At 61.1% G+C, this 26878-nt stretch carries 20 protein-coding genes; 11 read left to right on the top strand and 9 right to left on the bottom strand.

What is annotated here, in order from left to right:
* Positions 1–51: 51 nt before the first annotated feature.
* Entirely contained in the window at positions 52–978 is a 927-nt protein-coding gene (locus tag AC02Y0_RS21950) for an alpha/beta fold hydrolase (RefSeq protein WP_476381309.1), read from the top strand.
* A 65-nt stretch (positions 979–1043) separates the two neighbouring features.
* Here AC02Y0_RS21950 and AC02Y0_RS21955 read toward each other — a convergent pair whose 3' ends face one another.
* Both AC02Y0_RS21955 and AC02Y0_RS21960 read right to left on the bottom strand, forming a co-directional pair.
* The gene (locus AC02Y0_RS21955) at positions 1044–1601 is read right to left on the bottom strand and encodes a CIA30 family protein (protein WP_476381311.1); all 558 of its coding nucleotides are present in this window, start codon (positions 1599–1601) and stop codon (positions 1044–1046) included.
* Between the two features lie 187 nt (positions 1602–1788).
* The gene (locus tag AC02Y0_RS21960) at positions 1789–2667 is read right to left on the bottom strand and encodes a LysR substrate-binding domain-containing protein (protein ID WP_476381313.1); all 879 of its coding nucleotides are present in this window, start codon (positions 2665–2667) and stop codon (positions 1789–1791) included.
* Between the two features lie 148 nt (positions 2668–2815).
* Between AC02Y0_RS21960 and AC02Y0_RS21965 the strand changes: the two genes are divergently transcribed.
* Positions 2816–4069: an aromatic ring-hydroxylating oxygenase subunit alpha gene (locus AC02Y0_RS21965; RefSeq protein WP_476381315.1), complete on the top strand. Its 1254-nt coding sequence runs from the start codon at positions 2816–2818 to the stop codon at positions 4067–4069.
* On the top strand, positions 4059–5138 hold the full coding sequence (locus AC02Y0_RS21970; protein ID WP_476381317.1) for an FAD-binding oxidoreductase: 1080 nt from the start codon (positions 4059–4061) through the stop codon (positions 5136–5138). Before AC02Y0_RS21965 ends, AC02Y0_RS21970 begins: the two co-directional genes overlap by 11 nt.
* A 94-nt stretch (positions 5139–5232) precedes the next feature.
* Here AC02Y0_RS21970 and AC02Y0_RS21975 read toward each other — a convergent pair whose 3' ends face one another.
* Entirely contained in the window at positions 5233–7269 is a 2037-nt protein-coding gene (locus tag AC02Y0_RS21975; protein WP_476381320.1) for an oxidoreductase, read from the bottom strand.
* A 130-nt stretch (positions 7270–7399) separates the two neighbouring features.
* Between AC02Y0_RS21975 and AC02Y0_RS21980 the strand changes: the two genes are divergently transcribed.
* Positions 7400–8023: a TetR/AcrR family transcriptional regulator gene (locus tag AC02Y0_RS21980; protein ID WP_476381322.1), complete on the top strand. Its 624-nt coding sequence runs from the start codon at positions 7400–7402 to the stop codon at positions 8021–8023.
* Positions 8024–8058: 35 nt separating this feature from the next.
* Here the strand turns inward: AC02Y0_RS21980 and AC02Y0_RS21985 are convergent, their stop codons facing one another.
* Genes AC02Y0_RS21985 through AC02Y0_RS22005 form a run of 5 tightly spaced genes read right to left on the bottom strand, consistent with a single transcriptional unit; the run spans position 8059 to position 12987 of the window.
* The gene (locus AC02Y0_RS21985) at positions 8059–9132 is read right to left on the bottom strand and encodes a DUF2218 domain-containing protein (RefSeq protein ID WP_476381324.1); all 1074 of its coding nucleotides are present in this window, start codon (positions 9130–9132) and stop codon (positions 8059–8061) included.
* A gap of 3 nt (positions 9133–9135) precedes the next feature.
* On the bottom strand, positions 9136–9957 hold the full coding sequence (locus AC02Y0_RS21990; RefSeq protein WP_476381326.1) for an ABC transporter ATP-binding protein: 822 nt from the start codon (positions 9955–9957) through the stop codon (positions 9136–9138).
* A complete protein-coding gene (locus tag AC02Y0_RS21995; RefSeq protein WP_476381328.1) occupies positions 9954–11009 on the bottom strand; it encodes a FecCD family ABC transporter permease in 1056 nt (351 codons plus the stop codon). The genes AC02Y0_RS21990 and AC02Y0_RS21995 overlap by 4 nt, the downstream gene beginning before the upstream one ends.
* Positions 11006–12049 (bottom strand): FecCD family ABC transporter permease, encoded by a 1044-nt coding sequence (locus AC02Y0_RS22000; RefSeq protein WP_476381330.1) that lies wholly within the window; start codon positions 12047–12049, stop codon positions 11006–11008. The genes AC02Y0_RS21995 and AC02Y0_RS22000 overlap by 4 nt, the downstream gene beginning before the upstream one ends.
* Positions 12046–12987 carry an iron-siderophore ABC transporter substrate-binding protein gene (locus AC02Y0_RS22005; RefSeq protein WP_476384110.1) on the bottom strand — a complete coding sequence of 314 codons (942 nt, stop codon included), beginning with the start codon at positions 12985–12987 and terminating at the stop codon, positions 12046–12048. Before AC02Y0_RS22005 ends, AC02Y0_RS22000 begins: the two co-directional genes overlap by 4 nt.
* 352 nt (positions 12988–13339) lie before the next feature.
* On the opposite strand from AC02Y0_RS22005, the gene AC02Y0_RS22010 reads away from it, so the two are divergent.
* Positions 13340–15499, top strand: a complete 2160-nt coding sequence (locus AC02Y0_RS22010) for a TonB-dependent siderophore receptor (protein WP_476381332.1) — start codon at positions 13340–13342, stop codon at positions 15497–15499.
* Between the two features lie 42 nt (positions 15500–15541).
* On the opposite strand, the gene AC02Y0_RS22015 is transcribed toward AC02Y0_RS22010, so the two are convergent.
* Complete coding sequence (locus AC02Y0_RS22015) at positions 15542–16441, bottom strand: helix-turn-helix transcriptional regulator (RefSeq protein WP_476381334.1); 900 nt, start codon at positions 16439–16441, stop codon at positions 15542–15544.
* A gap of 251 nt (positions 16442–16692) precedes the next feature.
* On the opposite strand from AC02Y0_RS22015, the gene AC02Y0_RS22020 reads away from it, so the two are divergent.
* The 6 genes from AC02Y0_RS22020 (at position 16693) to AC02Y0_RS22045 (ending at position 26799) form a co-directional block, all read left to right on the top strand.
* Entirely contained in the window at positions 16693–19446 is a 2754-nt protein-coding gene (locus AC02Y0_RS22020) for a M16 family metallopeptidase (RefSeq protein ID WP_476381336.1), read from the top strand.
* Between the two features lie 26 nt (positions 19447–19472).
* Complete coding sequence (locus AC02Y0_RS22025; RefSeq protein WP_476381338.1) at positions 19473–19994, top strand: RNA polymerase sigma factor; 522 nt, start codon at positions 19473–19475, stop codon at positions 19992–19994.
* Between the two features lie 124 nt (positions 19995–20118).
* Positions 20119–21093: a FecR family protein gene (locus AC02Y0_RS22030; RefSeq protein WP_476381340.1), complete on the top strand. Its 975-nt coding sequence runs from the start codon at positions 20119–20121 to the stop codon at positions 21091–21093.
* A gap of 122 nt (positions 21094–21215) precedes the next feature.
* Positions 21216–24134, top strand: coding sequence for a hypothetical protein (locus AC02Y0_RS22035; protein ID WP_476381342.1), 2919 nt, complete (start codon positions 21216–21218; stop codon positions 24132–24134).
* 170 nt (positions 24135–24304) lie between these two features.
* Positions 24305–25375 (top strand): LacI family DNA-binding transcriptional regulator, encoded by a 1071-nt coding sequence (locus tag AC02Y0_RS22040; protein WP_476381344.1) that lies wholly within the window; start codon positions 24305–24307, stop codon positions 25373–25375.
* A gap of 155 nt (positions 25376–25530) precedes the next feature.
* A complete protein-coding gene (locus AC02Y0_RS22045; RefSeq protein ID WP_476381346.1) occupies positions 25531–26799 on the top strand; it encodes an ABC transporter substrate-binding protein in 1269 nt (422 codons plus the stop codon).
* Positions 26800–26878: the final 79 nt, after the last annotated feature.

The following is a 26878-nucleotide window of genomic DNA, read 5'->3' on the forward strand; positions in this document are numbered from 1 at the left end:
GTTGATTTGATCGCTTTCAGGAGAGCAGCATTGGCCAGAAGAGGGAAACGGATGGTAACGATCTTCGCCTGGCTGGCCGGGACAATTGCGCTCGGGATGATCGCTTTGGCCGCCTGGCTCTATGAACCCGACAAGCCGCTTGCTGCGCTGGAGGAGACCTATCCTGGGGAGTATCGCATCATCGACGGCGTTCGCTTGCGGCTGCGCGACAGCGGCCCGCGCGACGGCGAGGCCATCTTCATGCTCCATGGTTTCGGTGCCAGTCTGGATACCTGGGAGAAATGGGCTGAGGCCTTGTCGGCACGCTACCGGGTCATTCGGTTCGACTTGCCGGGATTTGGGCTGACCGGACCCGATCCGACCGGGGACTATACGGACGTGCGCAGCATGCAGATCCTGGCTGCATTGATGGACCAGCTGGGTATCGACCGCGCCAGCCTGATCGGCAATTCGCTCGGGGGACGCATCGCCTGGAACTTCGCTGCCATGTTCCCTGAACGGGTCAACAAGCTCGTCCTGGTCTCGCCCGATGGGTTCGCGAGTCCGGGCTTTGACTATGGCGTGGCGCCAAAGGTGCCGCTGATCATGCGTGCTTTGCCCTATACGGCACCGCGCAGCATGTTGAAGGCCAATCTGGCAGCCGCCTATGGAAATCCGGCAGCCTTGAGCGACGCCGATGTCACCCGCTATCATGATCTGATGCTCGCACCTGGCGTGCGGCGTGCGATCCTGGAGCGGATGGGACAGGTGATCCTGCGCGAACCGGGGCCGATACTCGCTCAAATACAGGCGCCGACGCTGCTTGTCTGGGGTGAACTAGACGGGATGATTCCGGTCAGCAATGCGCAGGACTATCTGCGCTTAATGCCGAATGCCACGCTGGCGCGATTGCCGGGCCTCGGACATGTTCCTTTTGAGGAAGACCCGGTTGCGTCGCTGGTTCCCGTCGAGGGCTTCCTGTCAGGCGTGGCGCGGTAGAGCCGATGAGATGGTTTCGACTGGCGGACGAGCCTAACAACGACTGTCATCCGATGGTCTGCGGCTCAGTAGAAAGCCACCTCGCGCACGCTGATGTCGGCGTCATGGTTGCGACCGAAGGCGACAATACCGATCGATGTCAGGCTGTCGGCGCGCGGGACTTTGCGCAACAGTGCGCCTGAAGCCTTAAAGTCGGTGAAGGGAAGCCGGACTTCGGTCCAGGTGTTCGTTGCCTCAAATCCGGCCTGGTAATATTGCCAGGGCAGGATCGTGCCCCTCGTGCGCAAATGCACGAAGTAACGCTGATCATTGCCACGGATGACCAAGCGAACGCCGAGCGTGCCTTCTGGAGGCGGGCTGGGGAGAGCCATGCGCATCTGGATGAAGCCGCCATTGTTCTCGATGCTGACGCGGCCGGCCATCTGAGCGTGCTTGCGGTCGCCTTCGGTGACGAAGCGGATCTGTCCTGATGATACGCCTCCCATCACCGTATCCGCAAAGAACTTCCAGCGCGTCTCAGGCTGAACCTTGAAATCCTCGATCATCATGTCCCCCGCAAGCGCCTGGGATACACCCCAGAGCGCAAGCATTGCCATCGTGGCAAGCCTTTTCAAAACACGCATCGGTTTTCCTGACTGGTTAAGTGGGCCGCTTTGATGACCATCCACTCTCAACGAAACGCTGCGGCGGAAGTTGCCATGAGATTGGATATTTTTGTGCCGGCAACAGGCGTTCAAGGTAGCACGGACGCAGCGTGTGGTCACTCGAGTCAGCAACGGGGTACATGGGCTGACGTGCCGGCGGAATTCGTCAACCGGGCGCGTGGCTCTCCAGCAGCCAATCCAGGAAGTGCTGGAGTGCGCGGCTCTGTTTGCGGTTTGCGGGCACGACGACATAGTAGGCGCCGTCTGGAGTGACGGACGCTTCTCCGAGCCGGATCAGGCGCTTCTGGTCGAGAAGGTCGCCGACGAGCCGGTTCCAGCCGAGGCTGATGCCCTGGCCGTTCAGGGTCGCGTAGATGGCTTCGGTGTAGAAGCTGCAGCGCATGCCTTTCAGCTTGCCGGTGGTAGAAACTCCGAAGTTCGCCAGCCAGGCGTTCCAGCCGATCCACATGGGGTCATCGGCCTCGTTGGAGATCAGCGGTTGCCGGATCAAGCCGGCTGGCGACGGATCCGAACCAAGCGACTGCGCAAATTCCGGGCTGCAGACCGGGAAGACCAGGTCGTCGAACAGTTTCTCCGCTTGGCCGGTCGGCCAGTTTCCGTTGCCGAAGCGGATCGCGACGTCCACTTCCCCTTGATCGAGCGCCGGCATGGCGTCCTGGCTGACGATCCGCAGCGTCGTCTCCGGATGGCGGCGGGAGAATTCGGAGATCCGGGGCAGCAACCAGAAATGCGAGAAGGCGACCGTGGCCGCGATCGTCAGGTCGTCGCCATTTGTTTCCTGCCGCAATTCCGATGTTGTCTCGGCGATCAGGTTGAAGGCGTTGCTGGCCGCTGCCGCGAGCGATCGTCCCTGTGCGGTCAGGGTCACTTTCCTATGTAGGCGGTTGAACAGCGGAAAGCCGAAGTCCTCTTCGAGCGCCCGGATTTGGCGGCTGACAGCCGCCTGGGTGACCCCCAGTTCTTCGGCAGCCCTGGTGAAGCTTGCCAGACGCGCCGCAGCCTCGAAGGCAGTGAGTGCCGTCATTGGTGGCAGTTGTCGTCTCAAGCTTTTCATGGTGCCTCGCTGGCCCAAGTCTTTCATTACCTGAGGTTATGTCAAGGCTGATGATTTGTGCCGTTGAAGGCCCGCTCATTCCTGCCAAGATCCTGATATCATCAGATGAGGTTGCGTTATGCTCAACAGGTTTGCCTCCTCCATTTCCGCGCTTCTCGACATGCGCGCAAATGGCCATTCGCTTCCGGCCGGGCTCTATACCCGTGAGGACGTCTTCGAGGCAGATCTCGACGTCTTCTTTTCGCGCCACTGGATCTATGTCGGACTGGAATGCGAGGTGCCTGAGGCGGGTGATGCCGTTGTCATCGACATCGGCAAGATCAGCGTGATCCTCCTGCGGGACGACGACAATGAGATCCGAGTGGTTCGCAATGTCTGTCGCCACCGTGGCTCCCGTCTTCTGGATGCTGGGGCCACCGTCGTATCGAAGCTCGTCTGTCCCTATCACCAGTGGACCTATGAGCTGGATGGCGCGCTGTCCTATGCCCCGCATATGGGCAAGGATTTCGACAAGAGCTGCCGCAGCCTGAAGCCGGTTCATTTCAGGTCGATCGGCGGGCTGATCTACATTTGTCTCGCGGACAACCCGCCCGAGGATATCCGGACCCTCGAAGAGGTTATGCGTGAGCGCCTTGCGCCTTACGACCTCAAAAACACGAAGGTTGCGCATCAGGTCGATGTCATCGAGGACGGCAACTGGAAGCTCACGATGGAGAACAATCGCGAGTGTTACCACTGTTCGGCCAACCATCCGGAACTCTGCATTTCCTTCGTCGATCTCGACTTCGGTTTCGACCCCGAGAGCCTGAGCGCGGAGGATCGCGAGCAGGCGGAAGCGCATTTCGCGATGTATGCGGACAGGACGAAGAGCTGGGAAGCCGATGGATTTCCGTCTGCGACGGTCGAGCGTGTCAGGGACTGCGAGACGAATTTCCGCACCCAGCGCCTGATCATCGCTGGCGCCGGGGAATCCCAGACCGAGGATGCGACGGCTGCCTCTTCCAGGCTGCTCGGAACCATGACCCGCAAGGATCTGGGCGACACGCATCTGTGGGGTCACAATAGCTGGAACCATTTCATGGGCGATCACGCGGTCACCTCCATGGTCATCCCGCTGTCCGCCGACAAGACGCTCGTGCGGACGAAATGGCTCGTGCACAAGGATGCGGTCGAGGGTGCGGACTACGACCTGCAGAAGCTGACGCATGTCTGGATCGAGACCACCAATCAGGATTCCGAACTTGTCGCCCGTTCGCAGGCCGGCGTGAGCGATCCGGCCTATGAGCCGGGTGTCTATTCGACCTTCACCGAACGCGCCCTCGACGATTTCGCGACATGGTATGTCGACCGGATGCGCGCTCATGGCTACTGACACCGGAGTGACATCAGACCCGCGCGTGCCCGGGTTCTGGGATCCCGAGACCGACAACAGCCTGGTCTGCATCGACGTTCATGACGAGACCCATGACGTCAAGAGCTTCACCCTGGCATCGCCTCAGGGCAAAACCATTTCGTTCGAGGCGGGGCAATACTTTCTCTTCGAGCCTGAGATAGACGACGAAGAGAATGGCCGTTGCTACAGCATCTCATCGTCTCCGCTGCGGCAGAATGCCATCACGGTTACCGTCAAACGCGTGGCGGGTGGCAAGGTCTCGAACTGGCTACACGACAACCTGAAGCCGGGGATGGAATTGCGGGCCTCTGGACCGATGGGCAAGTTCATTCGGCCGAGCGTGCAGAAATACCTGATGTTGTCAGGCGGCTCGGGGATCACGCCCGTGATGGCTATGGTGCGGGAGATGGCGGACAAAGCGGAACCCGTCGATGTCGTCTTCCTGCATGCAGGGCGCTCGCCGCTCGATCTTCTGTTTCGGGAGGAACTTTCGGTCCTCGCGCGGCGCATGAAGGGGTTGCGGCTGATCTTCCTGCCCGAGGCACTCTCCGGCGATCCGGCTTGGTCGGGACTGAGTGGCCGCATTTCGACGGCGCTGCTGGGGCTTGTCGTCCCTGATATCGCAGAGCGAAGTGTTCTTTGCTGCGGCCCGGCGCAATTCATGGCGGCCGCCCGGACGATCAGCGCGGAGCTTGGGGTTCTCCCGGAGCGCTATCTCGAGGAAAGCTTTGACGCTGTTGTGATCGATGAGCTTCCGGCGCCTGCAGAGGTGCAGGCGGTCGCGGTGACGTATAAGGTGCAGTTTGCGAAGCAGGGAAAGGTGCTGGATGTCGGCGCCGACCAGACGGTCTTGTCCTGCGCGAAGAAGATGGGCGTGCGTCTACCCTCGTCCTGCGCCAACGGGATCTGTGGCACCTGCAAGTCCAAGCTCATCAGCGGGTCGGTCGATATGAAATACGATGGCGGCATTCGTCAGCGCGAGATCGATGCCGGCTTCTTTCTGCCCTGTTGCTCGAAGCCGCTCAGCGACCTCGTGATCGATCGCTGAGATCAACTGCTCCTCCCCGGACATGCGGATGCATGTCCAACTTCAAACGCCCGCTTAATGCGGGCGTCTTTTTGTCGGCCGAAAGGTCGAGGGTCTACAGATCCTTCACCAGCCGCAAAGCGTCGTGGATGGCCGCATGCGTGTTGCGTGCCGAGATCGCATCGCCGATCCGGAAGAGCTGGAACGAGCCTTCCGGATTGCGCAGCACGTGCTGTGGCTGGCCGGCGATCAGATCGTCGTATGAGACTTCGCCGCCATTGGAGGACAGGCCCTTCAGCTCGAAATAGAGATCGTCGAGCGGGATGGTGCCATTGTTGATGACGACCTGATCGACCAAACGGGTCTGCGTGACGCCACCGTAATCGCTGCCGACCTTCGCCACCAATCCATTGCCCTGGCGTGCAACGGCCTCCAGCCGGAATGTCACCGTGAAAGTCACATCCTTCTGCTGCAGCGAGCGCATATAGGGCACCAGGTTCATGGCCATGACTTCAGGCGCAAAGGATCGATCCGGCGTCATGATCTCGACCTTCGCTCCGGTCGCCGCGATGATTTCGGCTGCCTGCAGGCCCGAGTGGTCGCCGGCATCGTCGAAGATGAGCACGTTGGTGCCGGGCTTCACGTCACCCGAGATGATGTCCCAGGCGGAGACGACGAGGTCGTTGCCGTCTTCCAGGACCTCCGTATGCGCCATGCCGCCAGTGGCGATGATGACGACATCCGGGGCCTCGGCCAGCACGGTGTCCGCGTCCGCCCATGTGTTGAAGCGGAAGGTAACGCCGTGCTTTTCACATTGCGCCATACGCCAGTCGATGATGCTGATCATCTCGCGGCGTCGCGGGCTCTGCGCGGTCAGGCGGATCTGGCCGCCCGGTTTGTCGGCGGCCTCGAAGACCACAACATCGTGACCGCGTTCACCGGCGACACGGGCCGCTTCCATGCCGGCTGGCCCTGTGCCGATCACCACGATCTTGCGGCGCTTCTCGGCCTTCGGAATATCATGTGGCAGGGTCAGTTCTCGCCCGGTGGCCGGGTTGTGAATGCAATAGGCGGCACCGCCCTGATAGATGCGGTCGAGACAGTAGTTTGCGCCGACGCAGGGGCGTATCTCCTCCTCGCGCTTTTCCATGATCTTGCGGACGATGTGCGGGTCCGTCATGTGGGCGCGCGTCATGCCGACCATGTCGACCTTGCCGGAGGCGATGGCATGACGGGCGGTCGCCACGTCGGGGATCTTCGCCGCATGGAAGGTCGGGAAGTTCGTCGCAGCACGGATTTCTCCGGCAAAATCCAGATGCGGAGAATTGGCCATGCCCTGGATCGGAATGAGATCGGTCAGGCCGGCATCGGTATCGATATGACCGCGCACGACGTTCAGGTAGTCGATCAGACCGCTGTCGCGCAGAAGGCGGGAGATCTCCAGGCCCTCGGCCTTGCTGGTGCCGCCCTTCAGCTGTTCGTCGGCCGTATAGCGGACGCCCAGGATGAAATCCTCGCCCACCCGTTTTCGGATGGCCGAGAACACGTCGAAACAGAACTTCATCCGGTTTTCCAGGGAGCCGCCATAGGGGGCGTCGAGCTCGTTGGTCAGCGGTGAAGCGAACTGGTCGATCAGGTGGCCATAGGCTTCGAGTTCGACGCCGTCCATGCCGCCGGCTTTCATGCGCTCGGCCGCATCGGCGAAATCCTTGATGATGCGTTCGATATCCCAGTCTTCGATCTTCTTGGGATAGGCGCGGTGCGACGGCTCGCGCAGATGCGACGGAGCGACAACGGGCAGCCAGTCGCCCTTGTCCCAACGCGTGCGCCGTCCAAGGTGGGTGAGCTGGATCATGATGGTCGACCCGGCTTCATGAACCGCATCGGTCATCTCGCGGATCCACGGCACGATCTCGTCCTTGTAGGCGAGCAGGTTGTTAAAGACCGGAGGGCTGTCCTTGGCGACGGCTGCCGAGCCTGCCGTCATCGTCAGCGCCACGCCGCCCTTGGCGCGTTCCACAGTATAGGCGCGGTAGCGTTCCTTGGGCATGCCGTCTTCCGGATAGGCCGGCTCGTGCGAGGTCACGATGATCCGGTTCTTCAAGATGAGGTGCTTGAGCTGGAAGGGTTGCAGCAGGGGATCGTTGGACATGGCGCGCTCCATTCTGAATGGTGTCCGATGCTAATCTCAAATGTACACTTGTGTCAATTTTGAAGACGACGGTGTACAATTCGTGATGCGCAGCGTTGCGAAGCCTGTCGGGCTGCTCTAGGAGAAGGACATGGACGAGACTTCAAGCGACACCGGCTGGCGTGGATCGATGGATGGGTGGCTGGAGGCCGCCTATGACGCTCTGCTTGAAGGGGGTGTCGATGCGGTCAAAATCCTGCCACTTGCCAAGAAGCTGAAGCTCTCGCGCACCAGTTTCTACTGGTTCTTTAGGGATCGTGAGGAGCTGCTGGCGGCACTGATCGCCAGATGGCGGGACAAGAATACTGGCAATCTTGTGCGCCGGGCCGAGGCCTATGCCGAGAGCATTGCGGAAGCGACGCTCAATGTCTTCGACTGCTGGCTGGACACGGCGCTCTTCGATTCTAAGTTCGAGTTTGCGATCCGCAGTTGGGCACTGCAATCCGAAGAGATCCTCGGCGAGGTTCAGGCCGCGGACAATGCGCGGCTCGAAGCGCTCGGCCGCATGTTCGAGCGCTTTGGTCATGAGCCGGTTGCCGCGGATGTCAGGGCCAGAACTCTCTATCTCGTTCAGATTGGCTATATCTCGATGCAGACCGAGGAGGAGCTCGAGCTTCGCCTCAAGCGCATTCCGGAATATGTCGCGATCTTCACGGGTACGGTGCCAGAGCAGCGGGAGATCGACCGCTTTCTGTCTCGTCACAAGCCGGGCTAAATCCCCGGGGTGAGAGGATCTGCCCAGACCGCACTTCAGTCGTCGGCGTGTTTTCCTTCTTCCCAGTACCAGGCCGCATATTGTCGTTTGCGGTCGTGTCCGCGCCCCGCCAGATATGCCTTGACGTTGCGCATGACCGACTTCTCTGCGGCAAACCAGACGAAGGTGCCGGCTTCCATGCTGTCGATTGCCGCCTTGGTGCGCTCGGCAAGCTGGCTTGTGGTTCCTTCCGAGAGGGATGAGCGGTGCAGCCATTCGATCGAGATGCGGGCCTTACTGGAGATCGGTTGCTCCTCTGCCTTATCCTCCGCCTCGATGATGGCCTTGATCTCGGTCTCGGGAGAGGCTTCCTCGATCATGCGGGCGATCGCGGGAAGAGCGGTTTCGTCGCCGGCAAAGAGGATCCGTTCTGCTTGCGGCAGGCCGCCGCCACCTGGGCCCATGATCCCGACGCGGGTACCCGGCAGGGCGTCGCGGGCGAAGTCGGCGCCCGGCGTGCTGATGCCCTCAGCCGGATGCTGGAAGATATCCATGGTGATCTGACCTTTGTCTGCGTCCACGGAGCGGATCGTGTAGACGCGGACCAAGAGCTTGTCCTCGCCCTTCGGCCAATCGATGCGTCCGTCGGCCCGCAGCGTTGGCCAGACTGGCGGGCGTACCCCTTGGGGGACGAGCAGCCGGACGTGGAGATCGCCTGACACGAATGGGGTCATATCCTCAGGTGCCAGGGTGACCCGTAGCATTCTGGGCGTTACTTCCGACGTCGAGATGACCACGGCTTGCTGAAGGTTTGCCGGCTTCACCTTGGGTGCCGGCTTTGACCAGTCGAGCGAAAATGGTTCTTCGCCGGCAAAATAATAGAGGTGTTCGGCAAACATGGTCCGGGTGGATTCCAGCTCCTCGTCGCTGTCGCAGGCAATGCGGATTTCGAGATGATTCCGCTTTGTCAGAAGCTCGATCATGGCGTGGGACGAGGTGAACACGGCCTTGTCCTCGGTGCGGGAGACTTCCGCATGTTCGACGAAGTGCTCGCAGATCTCGTCCAGCATGGCTTCCACATTCACGGGGCGCGCGATGCCGGACAGCTCGAAGGAATGGGCAGCGTTCATGGTTCAGACTCCGGAGGCGGGTTGTTCTAGGCGTGCATGGTGACGACCGATGGGCAGCATCATCGGGCGTTGCGAGGTGGGATCGATTATGATGCGGCTTTCGATGCCGAAGACATCGCGCACCATGTCTTCGCTCAATACGAGCTCTGGCGCCCCGGTCAGATGAGGTCGGCCGGCCAGCATGGCAACCAGGTGATCGGCATAGCGCGCGGCGAGGTTCAGGTCGTGAAGCACCATCACGATCGTCGTGCCGCGTCTGTGGTTGAGATCGGTCAGCAGATCGAGAACCTCGACCTGATGGTTGATGTCGAGGAAGGTCGTGGGTTCGTCGAGCAGCAGGATCTCGGTCTCCTGCGCAAGCGCCATGGCGATCCAGACGCGCTGGCGTTGTCCGCCCGATAGTTCGTCGACCGGACGGTCGGCCAGTGTCAGGGTCTGCGTTGCTTCGAGAGCGGAGGCGACCGCCTCGTCATCGGTGCTGGTCCAGCGGGCAAAAAGGCCATGATGGGGATGACGGCCTCGGCTGACGAGATCTGCGACCGTGATCCCTTCCGGCGTGACGGGAGACTGCGGCAAAACACCGAGCTTGCGCGCAAGCTCGCGCGTCGGCAGCCGATGGATCGCCTGTCCATCGAGAAAAACCTGGCCATTCCGTGGCGCTATCAGTCGCGACATGGCCTTCAGCAATGTGGACTTGCCGCAGGCATTGGCGCCGACGATGGCCGTGATCTTGCCGGTTGGTATTTGGAGATTGAGTTCCTCCAGCACCAGATGTTTTCCGTAGCCGGCTGACAGCTTGAGGGCTTCGAGACGTGTATCGGTCACGCCGTTCCTCCCGTGCGATTGACGCTGATGATCAGCAGAATGAGGTAAGGCGCGCCGAGGGCGCCGGTGACCACGCCGACGGGGTAGCGGCCAGGCAGGAGGAACTGACCGACGAGATCGCCAATCAGGACGAGGCCGGCGCCGACAAGGGCTGCCGGCAAGAGGATCGATTCACGCCTGCCGATGGTGCGGGCCGTAATCGGACCGGCGAGAAAGGCGACGAAGGCGATCGGGCCGGTGACAGCGGTGGCGGTTGCGATCAGGCCGACAGCGGAGACGATGACGAGGATCCGGGTCAGGCCGACATTCACGCCGAGGGATGCTGCAACATCCTCGCCGGCCCTGATCGCTTCGAGGTCCCGGGCTCGGGCAAGCAGGATCCCGCCGAAGACGACCAGCGCGAGGAGCAGGGGCGCGGCCTGTTCGATCTGTGCGCCGTTGAGGCTGCCGGTCAGCCAGCGCATCGCCTCCTGCAGGGTGAAGCCGGGGGCGCGGGCGAGCATATAGGCGATGAGACTTTCCAGCATTGCGGAGACGCCGATACCGACCAGGATGAGACGCGGGCCGGCAACACCGTCTCTTGCCGAAAGGCCATAGACGAGGATCGCTACCCCGAGGCCGGCTGCGATGGCCAGCACCGAAACCGCGGGCCCGCTCATTGACAGGACGACGATCGCAAAGACGGCTGCGGCACTGGCGCCGGAACTGATGCCGATGATGTCGGGGCTCGCCAGCGGATTGCGCAGCATGGTCTGGAACGCCGCCCCGGCAAGACCGAAGCTCATGCCGGCTGCCAACCCCATCAGCGCCCGGGGGAGCCGCAACTGGTTGACGGTGAAGCTTGCGCCCGGGATTGTTTCGCCGAGGAGAACACGGAACACGTCCCCAAGCGGAGTCACAGATCGACCGATCATCAGGGTGGCGACAAAGGTCGCGAGGATGACCAGGACCAGTCCACCGAGCAAAAGGAGGCGCTTGCGCTGATCGCGTCGGCGCGATGCGGCGAACCTTGCTGTCGAGTGGGGGTGAGATGCGATCGAAGCTGTGGTCACAGATCTCTCACCTTCTGGCGGCGCACGATGGAGATGAAGAACGGGCCGCCGATCAGGGCCGTGACGATGCCGACATCCAGTTCGGAGGGGCGCGCGGCGATGCGGCCGGCGATGTCGCTTGCGGTGAGGAGAGCTGCGCCACCGAGGGCCGAAAACGGCAGCAGCCACCGATGATCGGGACCGACCAGAAGACGACAGGCATGCGGCACGACGAGGCCGACAAAGCCGATCGGACCGCATAGCGCAGTCGTTGCGCCGCAAAGCAGGATCGCGCCGAGGGTGGCGCTGGCGCGGGCGAAAGCCACACGCTCACCGAGCCCTGCCGCCAGTTCGTCACCCAGGGCAAGCGAGTTCAGGCGGCGTGCGGAGAGAAGGCAAATGAGGAAGCCGACCGCGAAGAAGGCAAGCACCGGAAGCATGCGCTCGAAGGTGGCGCCGCCGACGCCACCGATCTGCCAGGAGCGGATGCCGCCTGCGATGTCGGCCCGTGGTAGGACAACTGCGATGACCAGCGACGAAAAGGCGATCGAGGTTGCCGCGCCCGCAAGGGCGAGCTTGAGCGGGGTCGCGCCGCCGCGGCCTAGGGAAGCGATGAGATAGACGAAGACGGCAGTCGTGCCAGCGCCTGATATCGCGGCCCAGACGAAGGCCTGGGAGGAACTGATGCCGAACCACGCGACCGCGATGACGACGGCGAGCGAGGCGCCGATATTGACGCCGAGAATGCCGGGATCGGCCAGCGGGTTGCGGGTGACGCCCTGCATCACGGCGCCAGCCAGTCCCAGCGCTGCGCCGGCCAGAAGGGCGAGCGCCGTGCGCGGGATGCGGGCCGACACCGCGGCCTGGGCAATCGTCAGGCTATCTCCCCGAAGTGCTGCAAGAACCTCGGACAAGGGCACATCACGCGTGCCGATCATGAGCGAGGCGAAGGCGAGGATGATCGCGACGGCGAGAACAGCCAGCAGCCACAAGAGGCGGCTTCCGGCGGCTTCGGCGCGCGAAAAGCTCGGTGGCGCAACGGAGGTCTTCGCAGTGCTCATTCGGTCTTCCGGGCCGCCTCGGCGAGCAGGCGCACATAGTCCGGCAGAACCCAGGTGACCGACAGGGGTGTCGGGTTGGCAGCGGTGCCGACCGGATCGCGTCCGAGCAGAACAATGGCTTCCCGGCGGACGGCCGGCATGTGGGCCAGGAGCGGATTGGCCTTCATCGCCTCAAGCAGGGTTCGATCACCATAGGTGACCAGAATGTCGACATCGTCGAAATCGTCGACCCGCTCCGCGCTGATCGAGCCGGCAAAGCTCCCGGTCGATGATGCACGGGTCACGCTCTTCGGCATGGCAAGGCCAAGGTCCTGAAAGAAGCGGACGCGGGTGTCCTGGGTGGTGTAGAAGTTGACTAGGCTGAGGTCGCTCGCATCGAGATGCGTGACGAACATGGCGGTCTTGCCCTTGAGTTCGGGATATTTCGCCACTTCGGCAGCGATTTCGCCTTCGATCTCTGTGATCAAGGCCTCGCCTTCACCGCTCATGCCAAGGCCTGCGCTGTTCATGCGGATCGTCTCGCGCCAGTCCGTCGACCAAGGGGCTTGCGGGTAGGCGACAACCGGCGCGATCTGGCTGAGGGTGTCATATTCGGCCTGGCTCAGGCCGGAATAGGCGGCGAGGATGACATCCGGTTCCGTGGCCGCAACCGCCTCGAAGTCAATGCCATCGCCTTCGTCGAACAGAGCCGGCGTCTCGGCCCCAAGTTCCTTCAGGCGTTCTGCGACCCAGGGCAGGACACCGTCACCATCGTCATCGCCGAAATTGGCGGCCGCCATGCCCACGGGCACGATGCCGAGCGCCAGCGGCACCTCGTGATTGGCCCAGGCGACGGTTGCCACACGGACCGGCTTCTCGCTGATGACGGTGGTCCCGAAGGCGTGTGTGATTTCGACCGGAAAGGCTGGCTTGTCCTCGGCCGAGGCCGGGATGCCCATCAGGCCGTGCAGAAGCAGGATTGGCAGGAGGGCGAGTTGGCGCGCGCTGATCCGCATGGGAAGGCTCCCTCTATCGTCTAAAACTTGAACGTCCGTCTCAGCTTCAAGCCGGAACGTCAAGCGCCAAGATGCGCGGTGTCACCCGAGCCCTTGGATTTTCCGGGGAATCCTACAAAGGCGCGAAAACTACAATACTGGATTTGAATTCTCCAGTTAAAGGGGGCAAACCGGATTGTACGGATACGATTGCGCGCTGGAGGGAGCCGATCGACATCGAGCGAGGTGGGCAAACCCCGCATCGAGGTGAACGGACGGCCGGTCGATCAGTGGGACACATTTATTGGAAAGAAACATGGTCACGACCAAGATAACCGGTTCCGGTGCAAAGGCTTCCATCCGCTATCGCACGGCGATCCTCCTCGGCTGCACCGCGCTCGTCGCGTTTGCGCCTGTCCGGTCTCAGGCGCAGGATGCAGAGGCCGATGCTGGCTCTACCGTGCTGCAGACGATCACAGTGGAAGGCGCCGGCAAGGCTGACGACGACTCGAAGACGATTGTTGCGAACGAGACGACTGCCGTCGGTAAGATGCCAGGCGAGATCCTGACCACGCCTGCGACCGTTTCCGTCATCACGTCGAAGGAACTCCAGCAGCGCGCTGCTGATACCGTCGAGAAGGCTGTGCAGTATACGGCCGGCGTCGTGACCGACTATTACGGCTCGGACGATCGCTTCGATTACGTCAAGATCCGCGGTTTCACACCTTTCACCTATCGTGACGGGCTCATGGTCGGCAGAACCTGGAGTGGCTTGAAGGAAGAGCCCTACGCCTTCGAGCGGCTCGACGTGCTGAAGGGGGCCAATTCCACTGGTTACGGCGTGTCGGATCCGGGCGGTGCCATCAACTACGTCACCAAGACGCCGCGCAGCGAGCGCTTCGGCGAGGTTTATGCGACCACCGGGTCGTTCGCACACAAGGAAACCGGTGTTGATTTCGGTGACAACCTGACGGAAGACGGGACGCTCTCCTATCGCCTGACGGGCAAGGTGCAGCGCGCCGATGGCGAGTATGATTTCTCGGAGAACGACGAGAATTTCATCATGGGTGGCCTGACCTGGCGTCCGACCGACATGACCAGCCTGAGCTTCGTGTTCGATCATCTGGATCGCAACGCCACCCCGAGCGGTGGGGGGCATCCGCGCTTCACCGATTTCGACCGCGACCGCTTCTTTGGTGAGCCGGGCTTCAATTATGACAACACGAACCGGAATACCTACAGTGTCATGTTCGATCATGACTTCGGGAACGGTCTGACACTCGGGTCGAATGCACGCTATTCCAAGGCGAGCAATGCGTTTGGATTCGCTTATATCTATGACAGCTCTGGGGCCTCGGATTCGTCCGATACGACCGCGGATCGCATCTTCTTCGCCGGAGACGGTGGAACCGAGCAGTTCATGATCGATGCCCATTTGCTCTATGAGGCAAATTTCGATCAGGTCGAGAGCAAAACGCTTGTCGGCGTGGACTACAACAGCATCAACTCCAGCACCAATAACTCTGCTCTCTACCCAGCCATCTGGGGTGGGACTGCACCGGGTATTGATTGGCAAAACCCGGTTTATGGTGCTTCGGCATCCCTCAACGCGACCGTGAGCCGCACCAACGACCAGTCGACCAAGGCGATCTATCTTCAACAGGATCTGATCTTCTCCGACCGGCTGACTGCGAGCGTTGGCCTGCGGAATGACTGGTTGGATCTGGAAGAGACGAACCGTCTGACGAGCAGCACATCCAGCGCCACCTATAGCGAGATGAGCAAGCGGGTCGGGCTGAGCTACAAGGTGACGGAAGAGCTGGCGGCCTATGTCAGCTATGCCGAGTCCGTCGCCCCTCCGAGCACCGGCAATGAGCCGACCTATGGCAAACAGTATGAAGCTGGGATCAAGTACCGGCCGGATGCCTTCCCGGCGCTGTTCACCGCGTCTGTCTATGATCTTACGCTCGAAAACATTACGACCAGAGAAGCACCGCTCTATTTGGAGGCTACGGTCGACAAGATACGCCACCGCGGTCTGGATCTCGAAGCCAAGATGGAACTGACGCCCAGCATCGAGCTGATCGCCGCCTACGGCTACATCGACTCAAACATCGTCGACACCAGCACGGCATCGGGTTCTGTCGACGGCAATCGCTTTGCGCAGGTTCCAAAGCACACGGCTTCACTCTGGGGAACCTACACTCTTGAGGGAGACGGCGAGCGTGGCGACATGACCTTCTGTGCCGGCGCGCGCTTCATCGGCTCCTACTATTTCGACAACGCCAACACCCGCAAGTCGGACGACGCAGTGATCTTTGATGCGGCCTTCAGCTACAACATCAAGGAGAACACGACATTCCAGCTGAATGTCAGCAACCTGTTCGACGAGAAGCACATCGCCAATGATGACGGCGGGGCTTACTATTACAACCCCGGTCGCGCGATCTACGCGACGATCCGCCAGACCTGGTAAGCTCAAAGTGCCCGGTCGGATCCGATCCGGCCGGGCGCTTCCTCAACTGCGGTCGCGGCGTTTGCGCCAGGCAGCCGGGGTGTCGCCAGTGAACTGGCGGAAGACCTTGGTGAAATGGGCCTGGTCCGCGAAGCCGTATTGTGCGGCGATCTCGGCTATGCTGAGCGCCTCGTCATCCAGAAGCTGCCGGGCTGCTTCGATCCGGCGCGACAATTGCCATTGAAGCGGTGTCTTGCCGGTTGTCTGACGAAAGACGGTGGCGAACCAGCTTTCGGACAAACCGACCAAGGCTGCCATCTCCGACACACTCAGCCGTTGTTCGCCGTTCACCGAGAAATGCGCCGAAAGGCGGTTCATCTGCGCCTGGGTCAATCGGCCCGTTTGTGCCGCGCTTTCGCTCGCATCGACCGTCATGTCCATGAGGCCGGTCACGATGCTGCCGATCAGGTTTTCGGCGAAAGCCGGATGGCGTGTGGCGGTCGATAGTTCGTCCGCAACCAGACCGCCGAGCGTTGCGACCGGCCCCGGATCCTGCAGTTCGACTGACTGGCGCAGCGCCGTGCGGGCTGCCGAACTGCCGAGTGCCGGTGCCAGGAAACGCATCAGGCGATCCTGATGCAGATGCAGGTCGAGATGGCGAAAGCGATGGCGCTTCGTGAACCGCGTCCACATGGGGACGCCTGCCGGAACGTAGATCGCGCGGCACAAGCCGCGATCGCCCCGCCCCAGATCGACTTCCCGGTCCGCGACCTTGATCTGCTCGGAAACATCACTGAAAAACAGCATGATGCGCGGATCCGGCGAGAGGTAGTAGCCACTCGCGCCGGCATGACCTTCCGCGTCCCAATGGACACCGACGATGCCGTCCAGGGATCGCCATCGGGCTGGCACCAGCGCATGGATGCCGTTGATCTCGGTCTGCATGGAGTGAAGAAAGGTCAAGGTTTCGGGTCCTGCGCTCGTCGGTTTGCGGACAGGTTTGCTCGTTTGCGACGCCGGCACCATTGGGCAGAATGGTCGCCGCGTCAAGAAAGATGATCGCTTGTGTCAGGTTAACGCTTCTGCGGAGGCGTCTTTCGAGTGAGGTTCGCGTCGTCGTGCCGAGGTTGTGCGCAACAAGAAAACTTGATACGCGCGTTCATCTTTGGTCCTTCGGTTTGTGAGGACTAGGCCGAAACAAGCTCTGGTGCCCCATGTCCATCCTGCGTTTTTTACCCGTTTTGCCTCTGCTCTTGGTATGTGGCGTCTGCTTCGCCGCCGAGGCCCAGTGGGATCCGCGGCTGAGGACGCGGCAGCTTCCCAACGGCCTGACCTATGTGCTGCATGACAGCGGCAGGGATGGTGACCCCTTCAATATCCGGCTGATCGTCCATGCCGGCTCGATCGATGAGGATCGGCCGAGTGGGGTCGCGCATATTCTGGAGCACATGGTTTTCCAGACCAATCATGCCTATGGCCGGAGCATGCATCTGCACTTCCAGGATCTCGGCTGGCGAACGGGGTTGCAGATCAATGCCGTGACGCGGGAGACGGAAACGCAGTTCATGGTGCGGACCCGCCCCGACGACGCGCTGGATCTCCAGCAATCGGTCGACCTGATGGCCAACCTCGTCTTCCAGCCAGCATTTCTGGCTGACGACTGGGAGAAGGAACGGTTCGTCATTCTCGAAGAATTGCGGCAGACGGAAAGCCTTGTCGATCGCCTCAGCCGACAGAAGAAAGCGGCGCTGCGACCGCTCTCCCGTTTTGTTGGTCGTGCGCCGATCGGCACGCGTGCGGGCATCGAGGCTGTCACCATTTCAGACATCCAAGCTTTTCATGAGCGCTTCTATCGGGCTTCGAACATGACCCTGATCATCTCCGGCCGCATCGACCAGGACGCGACCGAGGGTTTCATCAGGCAGTCGTTCGGCCAGGCGCCGTCGCTGCCCGCCCCGGACCGGGGCTATCGCATTCTGCCGCTGAAGGATGGTCTGAACGTCGCCCTGGTGCAGGAACCGGGCGGAACGAGCTCCCAGGTGACCTATGCGTTTCGAATGGCCATGCCGCCGCGCCGCAGCGAGGAAGGTCAACGTGCCTATCTGCACAAGTATATTCTGAACCAGGTGTTGCGAAGCGCCGTTCGGCGTCTGGAACCTCACTACACATCACGCGTCGAAAGCGCTTCGGCAGTCATGCAGGAACCGACAGAAGAGCGGCTTATCCTCGCCTTTAATGCCCGCTCGCTTGATCATGATCGCGCAAAGAGCGTGCTCCTCGATCTCGTCGAGCGCATTCGCCGGGATGGGGTATCCCGCGACGATTTCGAACAGGCAATGCGGGATGCAAGGCGGATCAACGGCAACAATCCGGAGGCTGCCGGAGGGCGGACTTTTGCCGACTGGGAAGACCGCATTGCGAGTGCCGTGCTTATGGGTTCAGTCCTTGACGATCCCAAGGCGAAGCAGGCGCGAACCGGGGCGCTTCTCGATGAGATCAGCTTCGAGAAGATCAATGCCGATCTTCAAGCCTATCTCGGCAGCCCAGACCAGGTGATGTTCTATCAGGTGCCCGGCGCTCATCGTGCCGAGTTGCCGGAAGCGGCCGCTCTGGTCGCCGAGCGTGAGGCGTTGAAGGCCGTGGCCGTCTTGCCGAAGCTGGACCAAGCGCCCGCTCCAGCAGAGGTCGCCGAGTTGCCGATCTGGCCTTCTGATGCTGTCATTCCTGATACTGGACGTATTGTCTCGGAAACCCAACAAGCGGCGCCTGAGGTGACGGAGTGGAGCTTGTCGAATGGTGATCGGGTCGTCTGGCTGGCGCGCCCGACGTCGGACGGGCGCCTTTATATCTCCGGCCAGGCGGCACCCGGTTACATGAACGGGCAGATCGATAACCGCGTTTCGCAAGCCGCACTGCAGCTTTACACGCAAAGCGGTCTCGGCTTCTGGAGCGAGGACGAGTGGAGCCGTTGGTCGGCCGCACGGCCGCAGCACTGGAGCATTGTGCTTCATGACGGCGTGCTGGATGCCGGGATCGTGGTTGCCCCGAAAGACCTGCGCAACGCCCTGCAGGACTATGCCGCCACGATTGCCTTCGGCACCATCCGCGAGGAAGCCGTCGAAGCGTTTCGCGAGGATCTGGAAGCCGGGGGGCAGGGGCTGGCTGACGCCAAGGGGCAATTGCTCTACGGCCGTGATCATCGGTCGCTCGCCAGGCTGGAACCTCAGTCGGTGGAGGCACCGCTTTTGCTTGATGCCGCCAAGGCGCATCTTCGCCAGCCGGTCACCTGGTTTGTCGTCGGACCCGCGCCCGATGCGGCCGAGCGGCAGACCTTTGCCGGTATCATTGGTGCCGTTCCGCGTCAGGCAGACCTGACCCCGGATCCCGCCCTGCAGTTGCCCGGGCACCATCATAGCTCTCAGGCCGTGTTCGAGGATGAGCGCGCCCGCGTCGAGATCTCCTTCTTCGCGCCCATGAACTGGACGCCCGAGGCAAGCTTCATTGTCTCGGCGCTGAACCCGATCGCCCAGCAGGCGCTGAAGAACGAATTGCGCAATGCGCTCGGCGGTGTCTACTCGGTGGAATTCGAGGTCAAGGTCGACCCTGATACGGACCGGGCGCTCGGGTCGCTTGCCTTCAACTGCGCCCCGGAGCGGGCAGAGGAACTCACTGCTGCGGCGCTGCGGGTCTTCGAACGGATGCCGGAGACCGTCCTCGGCACGAATGTCGAGCGGTTGAAGGCCGATATCGGCTTTGCCGAAAAGGCGCGTCTTGAGGATCCTAACACCTGGGTGAGACGCCTTGCCCTCAGCTATCGGCGCTATGGAAATGCCGGCTATCTCGATCGGATGGACAGCCTCGGTTCGCGCATCACGAGCAAAATGCTTGCGGCGCATGCGCGACACATCTTCGAGACCGAAAACGTCGCCGTCTTTACCAAGACACCTCTCACTGCCGGTCGTCCCTGACGAAAGCGCGGGCCTGAAGGGCTGAAATGGGCACTGAGACCGAGCATCTGGACCGTGTTTTCCTCACCATGAGGCCGGATCTCTACCGGAAGATCCTCGGCATCGTGCGCAACAGCGCCGAGGCGGAGGAGTTGACGCAGGACGCATATCTCAGGGTTCGGCGGTCGCTTGATCGCGCGGTCCCCGGCAATCTCGAAGGCTTTCTCTGGCAGACGGCCCGCAATCTTGCGCTCGACCATGTGCGCCGCAGAAAGGTGCGGTCCGCGCATGAAGACGAGAATTTCGACGGTGGCCAGGTGCACGCGGTTGCCGACCCGCAGCCCTCGATCGAGGAGCAGGCGATCGGCAAGGATCTGGTGCGCGCCTTCAATCGCGCGCTGCTCGGCCTGCCGCCCCGTGCCCGTTCCGTGTGGTGCCTTAGCCGTCTTCAGGGGCTGTCCTATCCGGAAATCGCCCAGAGGCTCGGCGTATCACCCAACACCGTCTTCAACGACATGAAGCTCGCCATGGCCGTGCTGCTTGAGGTTCGGGAGAGGCTGGAGCGATGAGCTGCTGGCGGACGAAGGACGACAACCTGAAATTTTGGGATGTGACGCCGGTTGAAACGTCATCTATCCGGAGAGCACGCGCATGCGGAGGATGGCCATGGTGACACGATGGGAGGAGAGGGGCGTGGCTGAATTTCGGCATGCGGATCCAGCCATGGATCAGGCGCTCGAGTGGTTCTTGAGATTGCAGGCCGGGGAGGGCGATCGCCGCTTATTCGATGTATGGCTCGCTGGTCGCGCCGAGCATCGTGACGCTTATGATCGTGTCCGGAAGCTCTGGAACTGTCCCGAGCTTTCGGTCGCGACAGCGCAGCTGCCGCAAACAGCAGTTATCTCCCAATCGCGTCCACCTGTCGTTCCGATCGCACAGCGTGCCGTCGTGCGCTTCGGGGCGCCGCTTGCGCTTGCCGCGACTGTGCTTGGTGCCGCTGTCCTGGTCGAGGTGTCACCCGACTGGGTGGCGCGATGGACGGCAGACTATCAAACGGCCGCGGGCGAGATCCGCGACGTCGCCCTGCCGGACGGTTCGCGCATGCAGTTGAATAGCCGTTCGATCGTTGCACTCGATTTCGAAAGCGATCGGCGCGGGGTGCGCTTGCTCGAGGGAGAGGCCTGGTTCGATATTGCCCATGATGCCTCTAGACCCTTCACGGTCACGGCGGGGCATGGGACGGTTCTGGTGACGGGAACGAGTTTCAATGTCGAGCGGCTGGACGAGGCCGATGTCGTGGTTCTCCGTTCGGGGCGGATCTCGCTCGGCCGTCGTGGAAATGCGGAACAGGCGCTGGTGCTGAGCCCCGGGGATGCGGCAGAGGTGGATGCTGACGGCGTATCCCGTTTGTCCGAAGCGGCGGTGGAGGATCGACTGGCCTGGCGGGACGGCTGGGTTCTGCTCGCAGGCGTTCCGCTGCGCGAGGCGCTTTCCAGGATCGGACGCTACAGCCAGACGCGTATTCTGACGCTCGGTGGCGAAGCGCTGGAAATACCGGTGAGCGGCAGCTTCCGGATCGAGGAGGCGGATGCGGCGATCGAGAGCGTCGCCACGGCTGCGGGAGCCAAATTCGAACGGCTGCCCGGTGGCTTCATAATCATTCACTAGTTTCTCAAGTTATTTTTGTGAGATGGGACACGCTCGCCCGTCATCTCCTGCAGAACCGTATGGCATGAGGCCTTGCGGTGGGGTGACAACAGGGTGACAGGCCGCTTCAGGCCTGGATGAGTATGGCATTGCGTACAGTTTCGATCCGCAGGCGTCGGCTTGCGATATTCATGGTTTCCACGGCGCTGGCTTCTTCGATGGGGGCAATGGGCACCGGTCATGCACAAGAGGCCGCTGCCGCGCCGGCCGCCAGTGCCACTTCCAGTATCGACATTCCCGCCCAGCCGCTCGATCAAGCGCTGCGCGCCTTCACCCGCCTCACCGGCTGGCAGGTCGGTTATGCCTCGGCGCTTGTTTCCGGGCGGACATCTTCCGCGGTTGCCGGTGAGACCAACCCGCTCTCGGCCCTCAGGGCTCTGGTTGTCGGTTCCGGAATCGAGGTCCGCGTCACGGGCGCCCGCACGGTGTCGCTGGTTGCCGCCGGGGTTGTCGACGAGGCTGCCGCTGCCGGAACCACTGTACTCGAGGAAATCACCGTTTCGTCTTCCGGCGGTGGCGTGAAGCTCGGCACGGAGAGTGCGGCGGACACCGGAACGACCGTGATGGATTCGACCCAGGTTGGGGTCCGCACCAGCAGCGCGGACGCCAACAGCTTCCTGCGCGGGTTGCCGAATGTGCAGTATCAGGATGATACGAATGACAACGCCGGCGTCGAGGGGCAGGCGATCCTGAATACGAAGCCGCAGGAAGTCTCGATCTCAGGTGGTCGGACCTATGAAAACAACTTTATTCTGAACGGCATCGGCATCAACACGATCACGGGGACGGAGGAGCCCTATAACACAGGCAACCGCGGAGAGCTTTCCGACGACGATGCCGCCTACAATGCTGATCGCATCTATGGCCTGCACTCGCAGACGGTGTTTGTCCCGACAGATTTTGTCGAATCCGCAACGGTCATCGACAGCAATGCGTCCGCCCGGTACGGCTCCTTCCAGGGGGGTGTCGTTGAATACAAGCTGATGGAGCCGGCAACCGACAGGTTGAAGGCAACTGCGTCGGTAGAATATGAGAGCGACGACCTGGTGGAATACAATCTGGCGACCGACGACGGTCAGAACCCGAATGACGTGAAAGAGCCGGAATTCTACAAGAAGAAGAAGGCCTTCTCCGTTACCGGCCCGATCACGGACAATATTGCTGTCATTGGCCAGTACAGCGTGACGGATGCCTGGACCAACAAGGCGAAGAACTACATTTACGGCGACGAGCTTGTGGAGTCAGAATCCAAGAACGAGTTCTATCGGCTGCAGGCCAATGCAGAGACAGATTGGGGCCTGTTCAAGCTGGAAGGCATCCACGCTGACTACTATCAGGATTTCGAGTCGGACAATTACCGGGACCTTGAGATCGATACATCGACCCAGACTTATGCGGGGAAGCTGGAAAACACCTATGAGTTCGAGGACTTCTCGCTCGGGGGCATTCCGCTCTCCAATGTCACGCTCACCAGTAAGGTTACTGCATCGAAATCCGATGCGCTCAATCTTGGCGGCGACGACATAATCCGCAACTGGAGGCAGACATATTTTCGCACCGTTTCAGGCGTCTACCAGAAGGTATTCCAGTCTCAGATGCTGGACTGGTGCCGCGTGGACCCCACCTCGACATCGAGCACAAATTGCCGCGAAGGCGGCATGGGAACTGAGCGCGGACAGGGACAGGAGCGCTATACCTGGTCTCAGGATCTCGCCGGCGACATCTGGAACGGTACATTCCGCACCGGCTACGAATTTGGCTATACCCAGGCGCATCGCTGGCGCGCCAAGGATTACGTGAGCTACAACGGCTACAATGTCATCCAGCAATATGCCGCCCTGAGAACCGCCAATATCACCGGCTTCACCTGCAATACGACAGAGGAATGCTACTCAGAGCAGTTTTCTAATAGCAAATCCGTATTTAAGGCGTACGACATCACAGCCCAGATCATGCAGGCCAACAGCTATCTGGAGCTCGAGCAGACCTTTGACTGGCTGAATATCCGCCCCGGCATTCGCCTCGACTATGACGATTACCAGAAGAACCTCAACATCGCGCCGCGTTTTGTTGCAACCGTGACGCCGATCGAGGATTTCAGCATCACCGGCGGCTATAATCGCTATTATGACGCGGCCAATCTCGCCTATGCCATTCGCGACCAGCAGCCACGAAGCATCACCTATACAAGGGAGCCAGACAATTCGGGTGTCGTCGGCGACTTCACCACGACGCCTACACAGACCTATTATTCCTTCGACGCTTCGGACCTGAAGACCCCCTACACGGACGAGTTCACAGTTGGGATCGACTTTGTCGATCCGCTGACCGAGGGCAATTGGCGCCTGCGCTACATGCATCGCAGTTCGCGCGACCAATATGCCTCCGCGACACCTACGAATTCGTCCTATGTTCTGACGAACGGAGCAGAGGGCTCGTATGATTCCCTCACAGCGGAATACACCAAGGAGTTGCCGACGGCCGCCTGGAATCCGGCGGAAAATTCCGTGCTTTCCGCGTCGATCACATGGGCGGACCGTAATGTTTCAGCGAACAGCTATTTCGTAGACGAGGATGATCTGGAGAACCGGATCTCATACAAGGGCATGTCCTATACCCAGGCTGGCTTCAACGCGGTTACCGGTAACATGGACATTCCCCTGCGCGCCCAGGTCGGTCTCACTGGCAGCTTTTTCGACGAGCGCCTGACACTCGGTCTCTCCGCCAACTACAACTTTGCCTATGACGGCGTGGCTGACTCAGGTGACGACGAGGATATCGACGGTATCCAGCATGACATCTGGGAGGACAAGGCGTTCGATGGCGTGCTGACCGTTGACCTTTCCGGCTCCTATAAGGTGGCTGCGATCGACGATCACGGTCTGACCCTGAACTTTAAGGTGGTCAACCTGTTCAATGAGCTGGGCAATGCCACAGCCGAGGATGGGCAGCCCTGGGTCATCGGTCGCACCCTCTGGGTCGGAGCCTCTGCCGAATTCTGAAATCCTCCAGCTAGAGACTTCCAGACACCCGCGACCGGTTCATCGACCGGTGGCGGGCGTCTTGCCATGTCCAGCGAAGCGGTTGTATCCATGGTGCGACTGGCCTAGTAAATATTTTCTGGAGGTTTACTACTTCCTTCGGAAATGCAGGTGGAGGAGGACAGGCCGCCGTGGTGACGATCAAGGAAATTGCGAAGGCCGTTGGCGTTTCGTCAGGCACTGTTTCCCGCGTTTTGAATTATGACCAGACGCTGTCCATCTCCGAGATCAAGCGGCAGGCGATCATCGAGACAGCGGAAGCGCTGAACTATGCGACCCCGCGGGCGCGCAAGAATGCGCTTTCGCCGCCATTTTCCATTCCCATGGGCATGCATTCGGAGGTTTCCGCCAATATTGCGGTCATCCATTTTCTGGCGCCGAATGAGGAACTCGTCGACCCCTATTATGTCGGCGTGCGCCTCGGGATCGAGGCACGCTGTCGCGCCTACAAGATCGAGATCGCGCGGGTGTTCAACCCCGATGTTCCCGTGGATCTCGCAATGTTGACCGGCATATCCGCAGCCATTGTGGTCGGGCATCATCCCAAGGCTGAGATCGAAGCTATGGCCAAGGTTTGCCCGCAGCTGGTCATGGCCGATTACAATCCGCGCATGCCGCAGTTTGATTGCGTGCGGGCGGATCTGGGCGAGGCAACGGTCACGATCCTCGACAGTCTCGATAGCGCTGGATACCAGCGGATCGGCTTTGTCGGTGGCTACGAGCTGATGGATAATGATGCACTGATGCATGGCGAGCAGCGCTGCAAGGCCTTCATCGAATGGCACGAGGCGCGCGGGCGCTACCAGCCCGAGCTTCTGGCTCTCGGGCAGAGCGAGCGCTTCGGCCAGAATCTCAGGCTCGAGACGGGCTACCAGCAGGCAAAGTCGCTGCTGGCGCTCGAGACCCAGCCCGATGCGATCGTGGCTGCGAATGACAACATGGCCATCGGCACCTACCGCGCGATCCAGGAAGCGGGCCTGTCGATCCCTGATGACATCGCGGTTGTCGCGTTCAACGATATTCCGGTGGCGCAGTTTCTGACGCCGCCGCTCTCGACCATGCGCATTCCGGGCGAACTCATCGGCGAGGCGGCGGTCGATCTGCTCGTTGAGCGTTTGAATGGACGCGACTACTCCAAGCACGTGACGTTGCCGACCGAGATGGTGTGGCGGGGCAGTGCGAAGAACCCATCGCTCAGCTGACGGTTTTCGAGGAAAGGTTGTGGAATCCACGGCACTTACCGCAGCGCACAAAATATTTAGTAAAAATTTTCTTGGCTGTCCTCCGATTTTCGGAAATAGTGGCGATGAGGCAGGGGATGAGGCTGCCGCGTTCAACGTCATAATGGGAGGAACACATGGATTATTCTCGCGTGCTCAAGCGCTCCGTTTCGGCAGCGCTGACGGGTGCCGCACTTCTTTGCAGCACGGCCGCCTTTGCCGGCGAAGTCACCATCTGGTGCTGGGACCCGAACTTCAACGTCGCGATCATGAAGGAAGCCGCTGCGCGCTATACCGCGAAGCATCCTGACACGACCTTCAACATCGTCGATTTCGCCAAGGCCGATGTCGAGCAGAAGCTGCAGACGGGTCTTGCCTCCGGCATGACGGACACGCTGCCGGATATCGTGCTGATCGAGGATTACGGCGCGCAGAAATACCTGCAGTCCTTCCCGGGCTCGTTTGCCGCGCTGACCGACAAGATCAACTATTCCGGCTTTGCCAAATACAAGGTCGACCTGATGACGCTGGAAGGCCAGGTTTATGGCGTTCCCTTCGATTCCGGCGTCACCGGCCTCTACTATCGCACGGATTATCTGGAGCAGGCCGGCTACAAGGCCTCCGATATGGAGAACCTGACCTGGGATCGCTTCATCGAGATCGGCAAGGATGTGAAGGCCAAGACCGGCCATGAGATGATGGCGCTCGATGCCAATGATGGCGGTCTGATCCGCATCATGATGCAGTCCGGTGGGCAGTGGTATTTCAACGATGACGGCAGCCTCAACATCACCGGCAATGCCGCGCTGAAGGCTGCACTCGAAACCCAGGCCCGCATCGTCAACGAGGGTGTCGCCAAGCCGACCAGTGGCTGGAACGATGGTATCAGTGCGCTGACCTCGGGTGATGTCGCCTCTGTCCTGATGGGCGTGTGGATCACCGGCACCGTCAAGTCGCAGGCCGACCAGGCCGGCAAATGGGCACTGACCGCCATTCCGAAGCTTGGCATCGATGGCGCGACGGCTGCCTCCAACCTTGGTGGTTCCAGCTGGTATGTTCTTGAGGCTTCTGCGGAGAAGGACGAAGCGATCGACTTCCTCAATGAGGTCTATGCCAAGGATCTCGACTTCTATCAGAAGATCCTGACCGAGCGTGGTGCCGTTGGTTCGCTGCTCGCCGCCCGCACGGGTGAAGCCTACCAGAAGCCTGACGACTTCTTCGGTGGCCAGACGGTCTGGCAGAACTTCGCCGATTGGCTCGTCCAGGTGCCTGCCGTCAACTACGGCATCTTCACCAACGAGCTCGACACGGCTGTCACGGCGAACTTCCCGGCCCTGGTCAAGGGTACGCCGGTCGATGAGGTCCTGAAGGCCATCGAAGATCAGGCTGCCGGCCAGATCCAGTAAACCCATTCCACAGGGGCTCGGCCTTTGGGCCCGGTCCCTGTCCTCCCGGAGACGTGCGGCGGAAACGCCGCGCGGCTTC

The organism is Allorhizobium sp. nf9_anc (assembly GCF_056323085.1).

Coding starts and splice junctions, on each gene's coding strand:
- AC02Y0_RS22010 (WP_476381332.1), top strand. CDS start 13,340: ATGGTCACGACCAAGATAACCGGTTCCGGTGCAAAGGCTTCCATCCGC.
- AC02Y0_RS21955 (WP_476381311.1), bottom strand. CDS start 1,601: ATGCGTGTTTTGAAAAGGCTTGCCACGATGGCAATGCTTGCGCTCTGG.
- AC02Y0_RS21970 (WP_476381317.1), top strand. CDS start 4,059: ATGGCTACTGACACCGGAGTGACATCAGACCCGCGCGTGCCCGGGTTC.
- AC02Y0_RS21950 (WP_476381309.1), top strand. CDS start 52: ATGGTAACGATCTTCGCCTGGCTGGCCGGGACAATTGCGCTCGGGATG.
- AC02Y0_RS21960 (WP_476381313.1), bottom strand. CDS start 2,667: ATGACGGCACTCACTGCCTTCGAGGCTGCGGCGCGTCTGGCAAGCTTC.
- AC02Y0_RS22020 (WP_476381336.1), top strand. CDS start 16,693: ATGTCCATCCTGCGTTTTTTACCCGTTTTGCCTCTGCTCTTGGTATGT.
- AC02Y0_RS22005 (WP_476384110.1), bottom strand. CDS start 12,987: ATGGGCATCCCGGCCTCGGCCGAGGACAAGCCAGCCTTTCCGGTCGAA.
- AC02Y0_RS21980 (WP_476381322.1), top strand. CDS start 7,400: ATGGACGAGACTTCAAGCGACACCGGCTGGCGTGGATCGATGGATGGG.
- AC02Y0_RS22035 (WP_476381342.1), top strand. CDS start 21,216: ATGGCATTGCGTACAGTTTCGATCCGCAGGCGTCGGCTTGCGATATTC.
- AC02Y0_RS22025 (WP_476381338.1), top strand. CDS start 19,473: ATGGGCACTGAGACCGAGCATCTGGACCGTGTTTTCCTCACCATGAGG.
- AC02Y0_RS21965 (WP_476381315.1), top strand. CDS start 2,816: ATGCTCAACAGGTTTGCCTCCTCCATTTCCGCGCTTCTCGACATGCGC.
- AC02Y0_RS22000 (WP_476381330.1), bottom strand. CDS start 12,049: ATGAGCACTGCGAAGACCTCCGTTGCGCCACCGAGCTTTTCGCGCGCC.
- AC02Y0_RS22045 (WP_476381346.1), top strand. CDS start 25,531: ATGGATTATTCTCGCGTGCTCAAGCGCTCCGTTTCGGCAGCGCTGACG.
- AC02Y0_RS21985 (WP_476381324.1), bottom strand. CDS start 9,132: ATGAACGCTGCCCATTCCTTCGAGCTGTCCGGCATCGCGCGCCCCGTG.
- AC02Y0_RS21975 (WP_476381320.1), bottom strand. CDS start 7,269: ATGTCCAACGATCCCCTGCTGCAACCCTTCCAGCTCAAGCACCTCATC.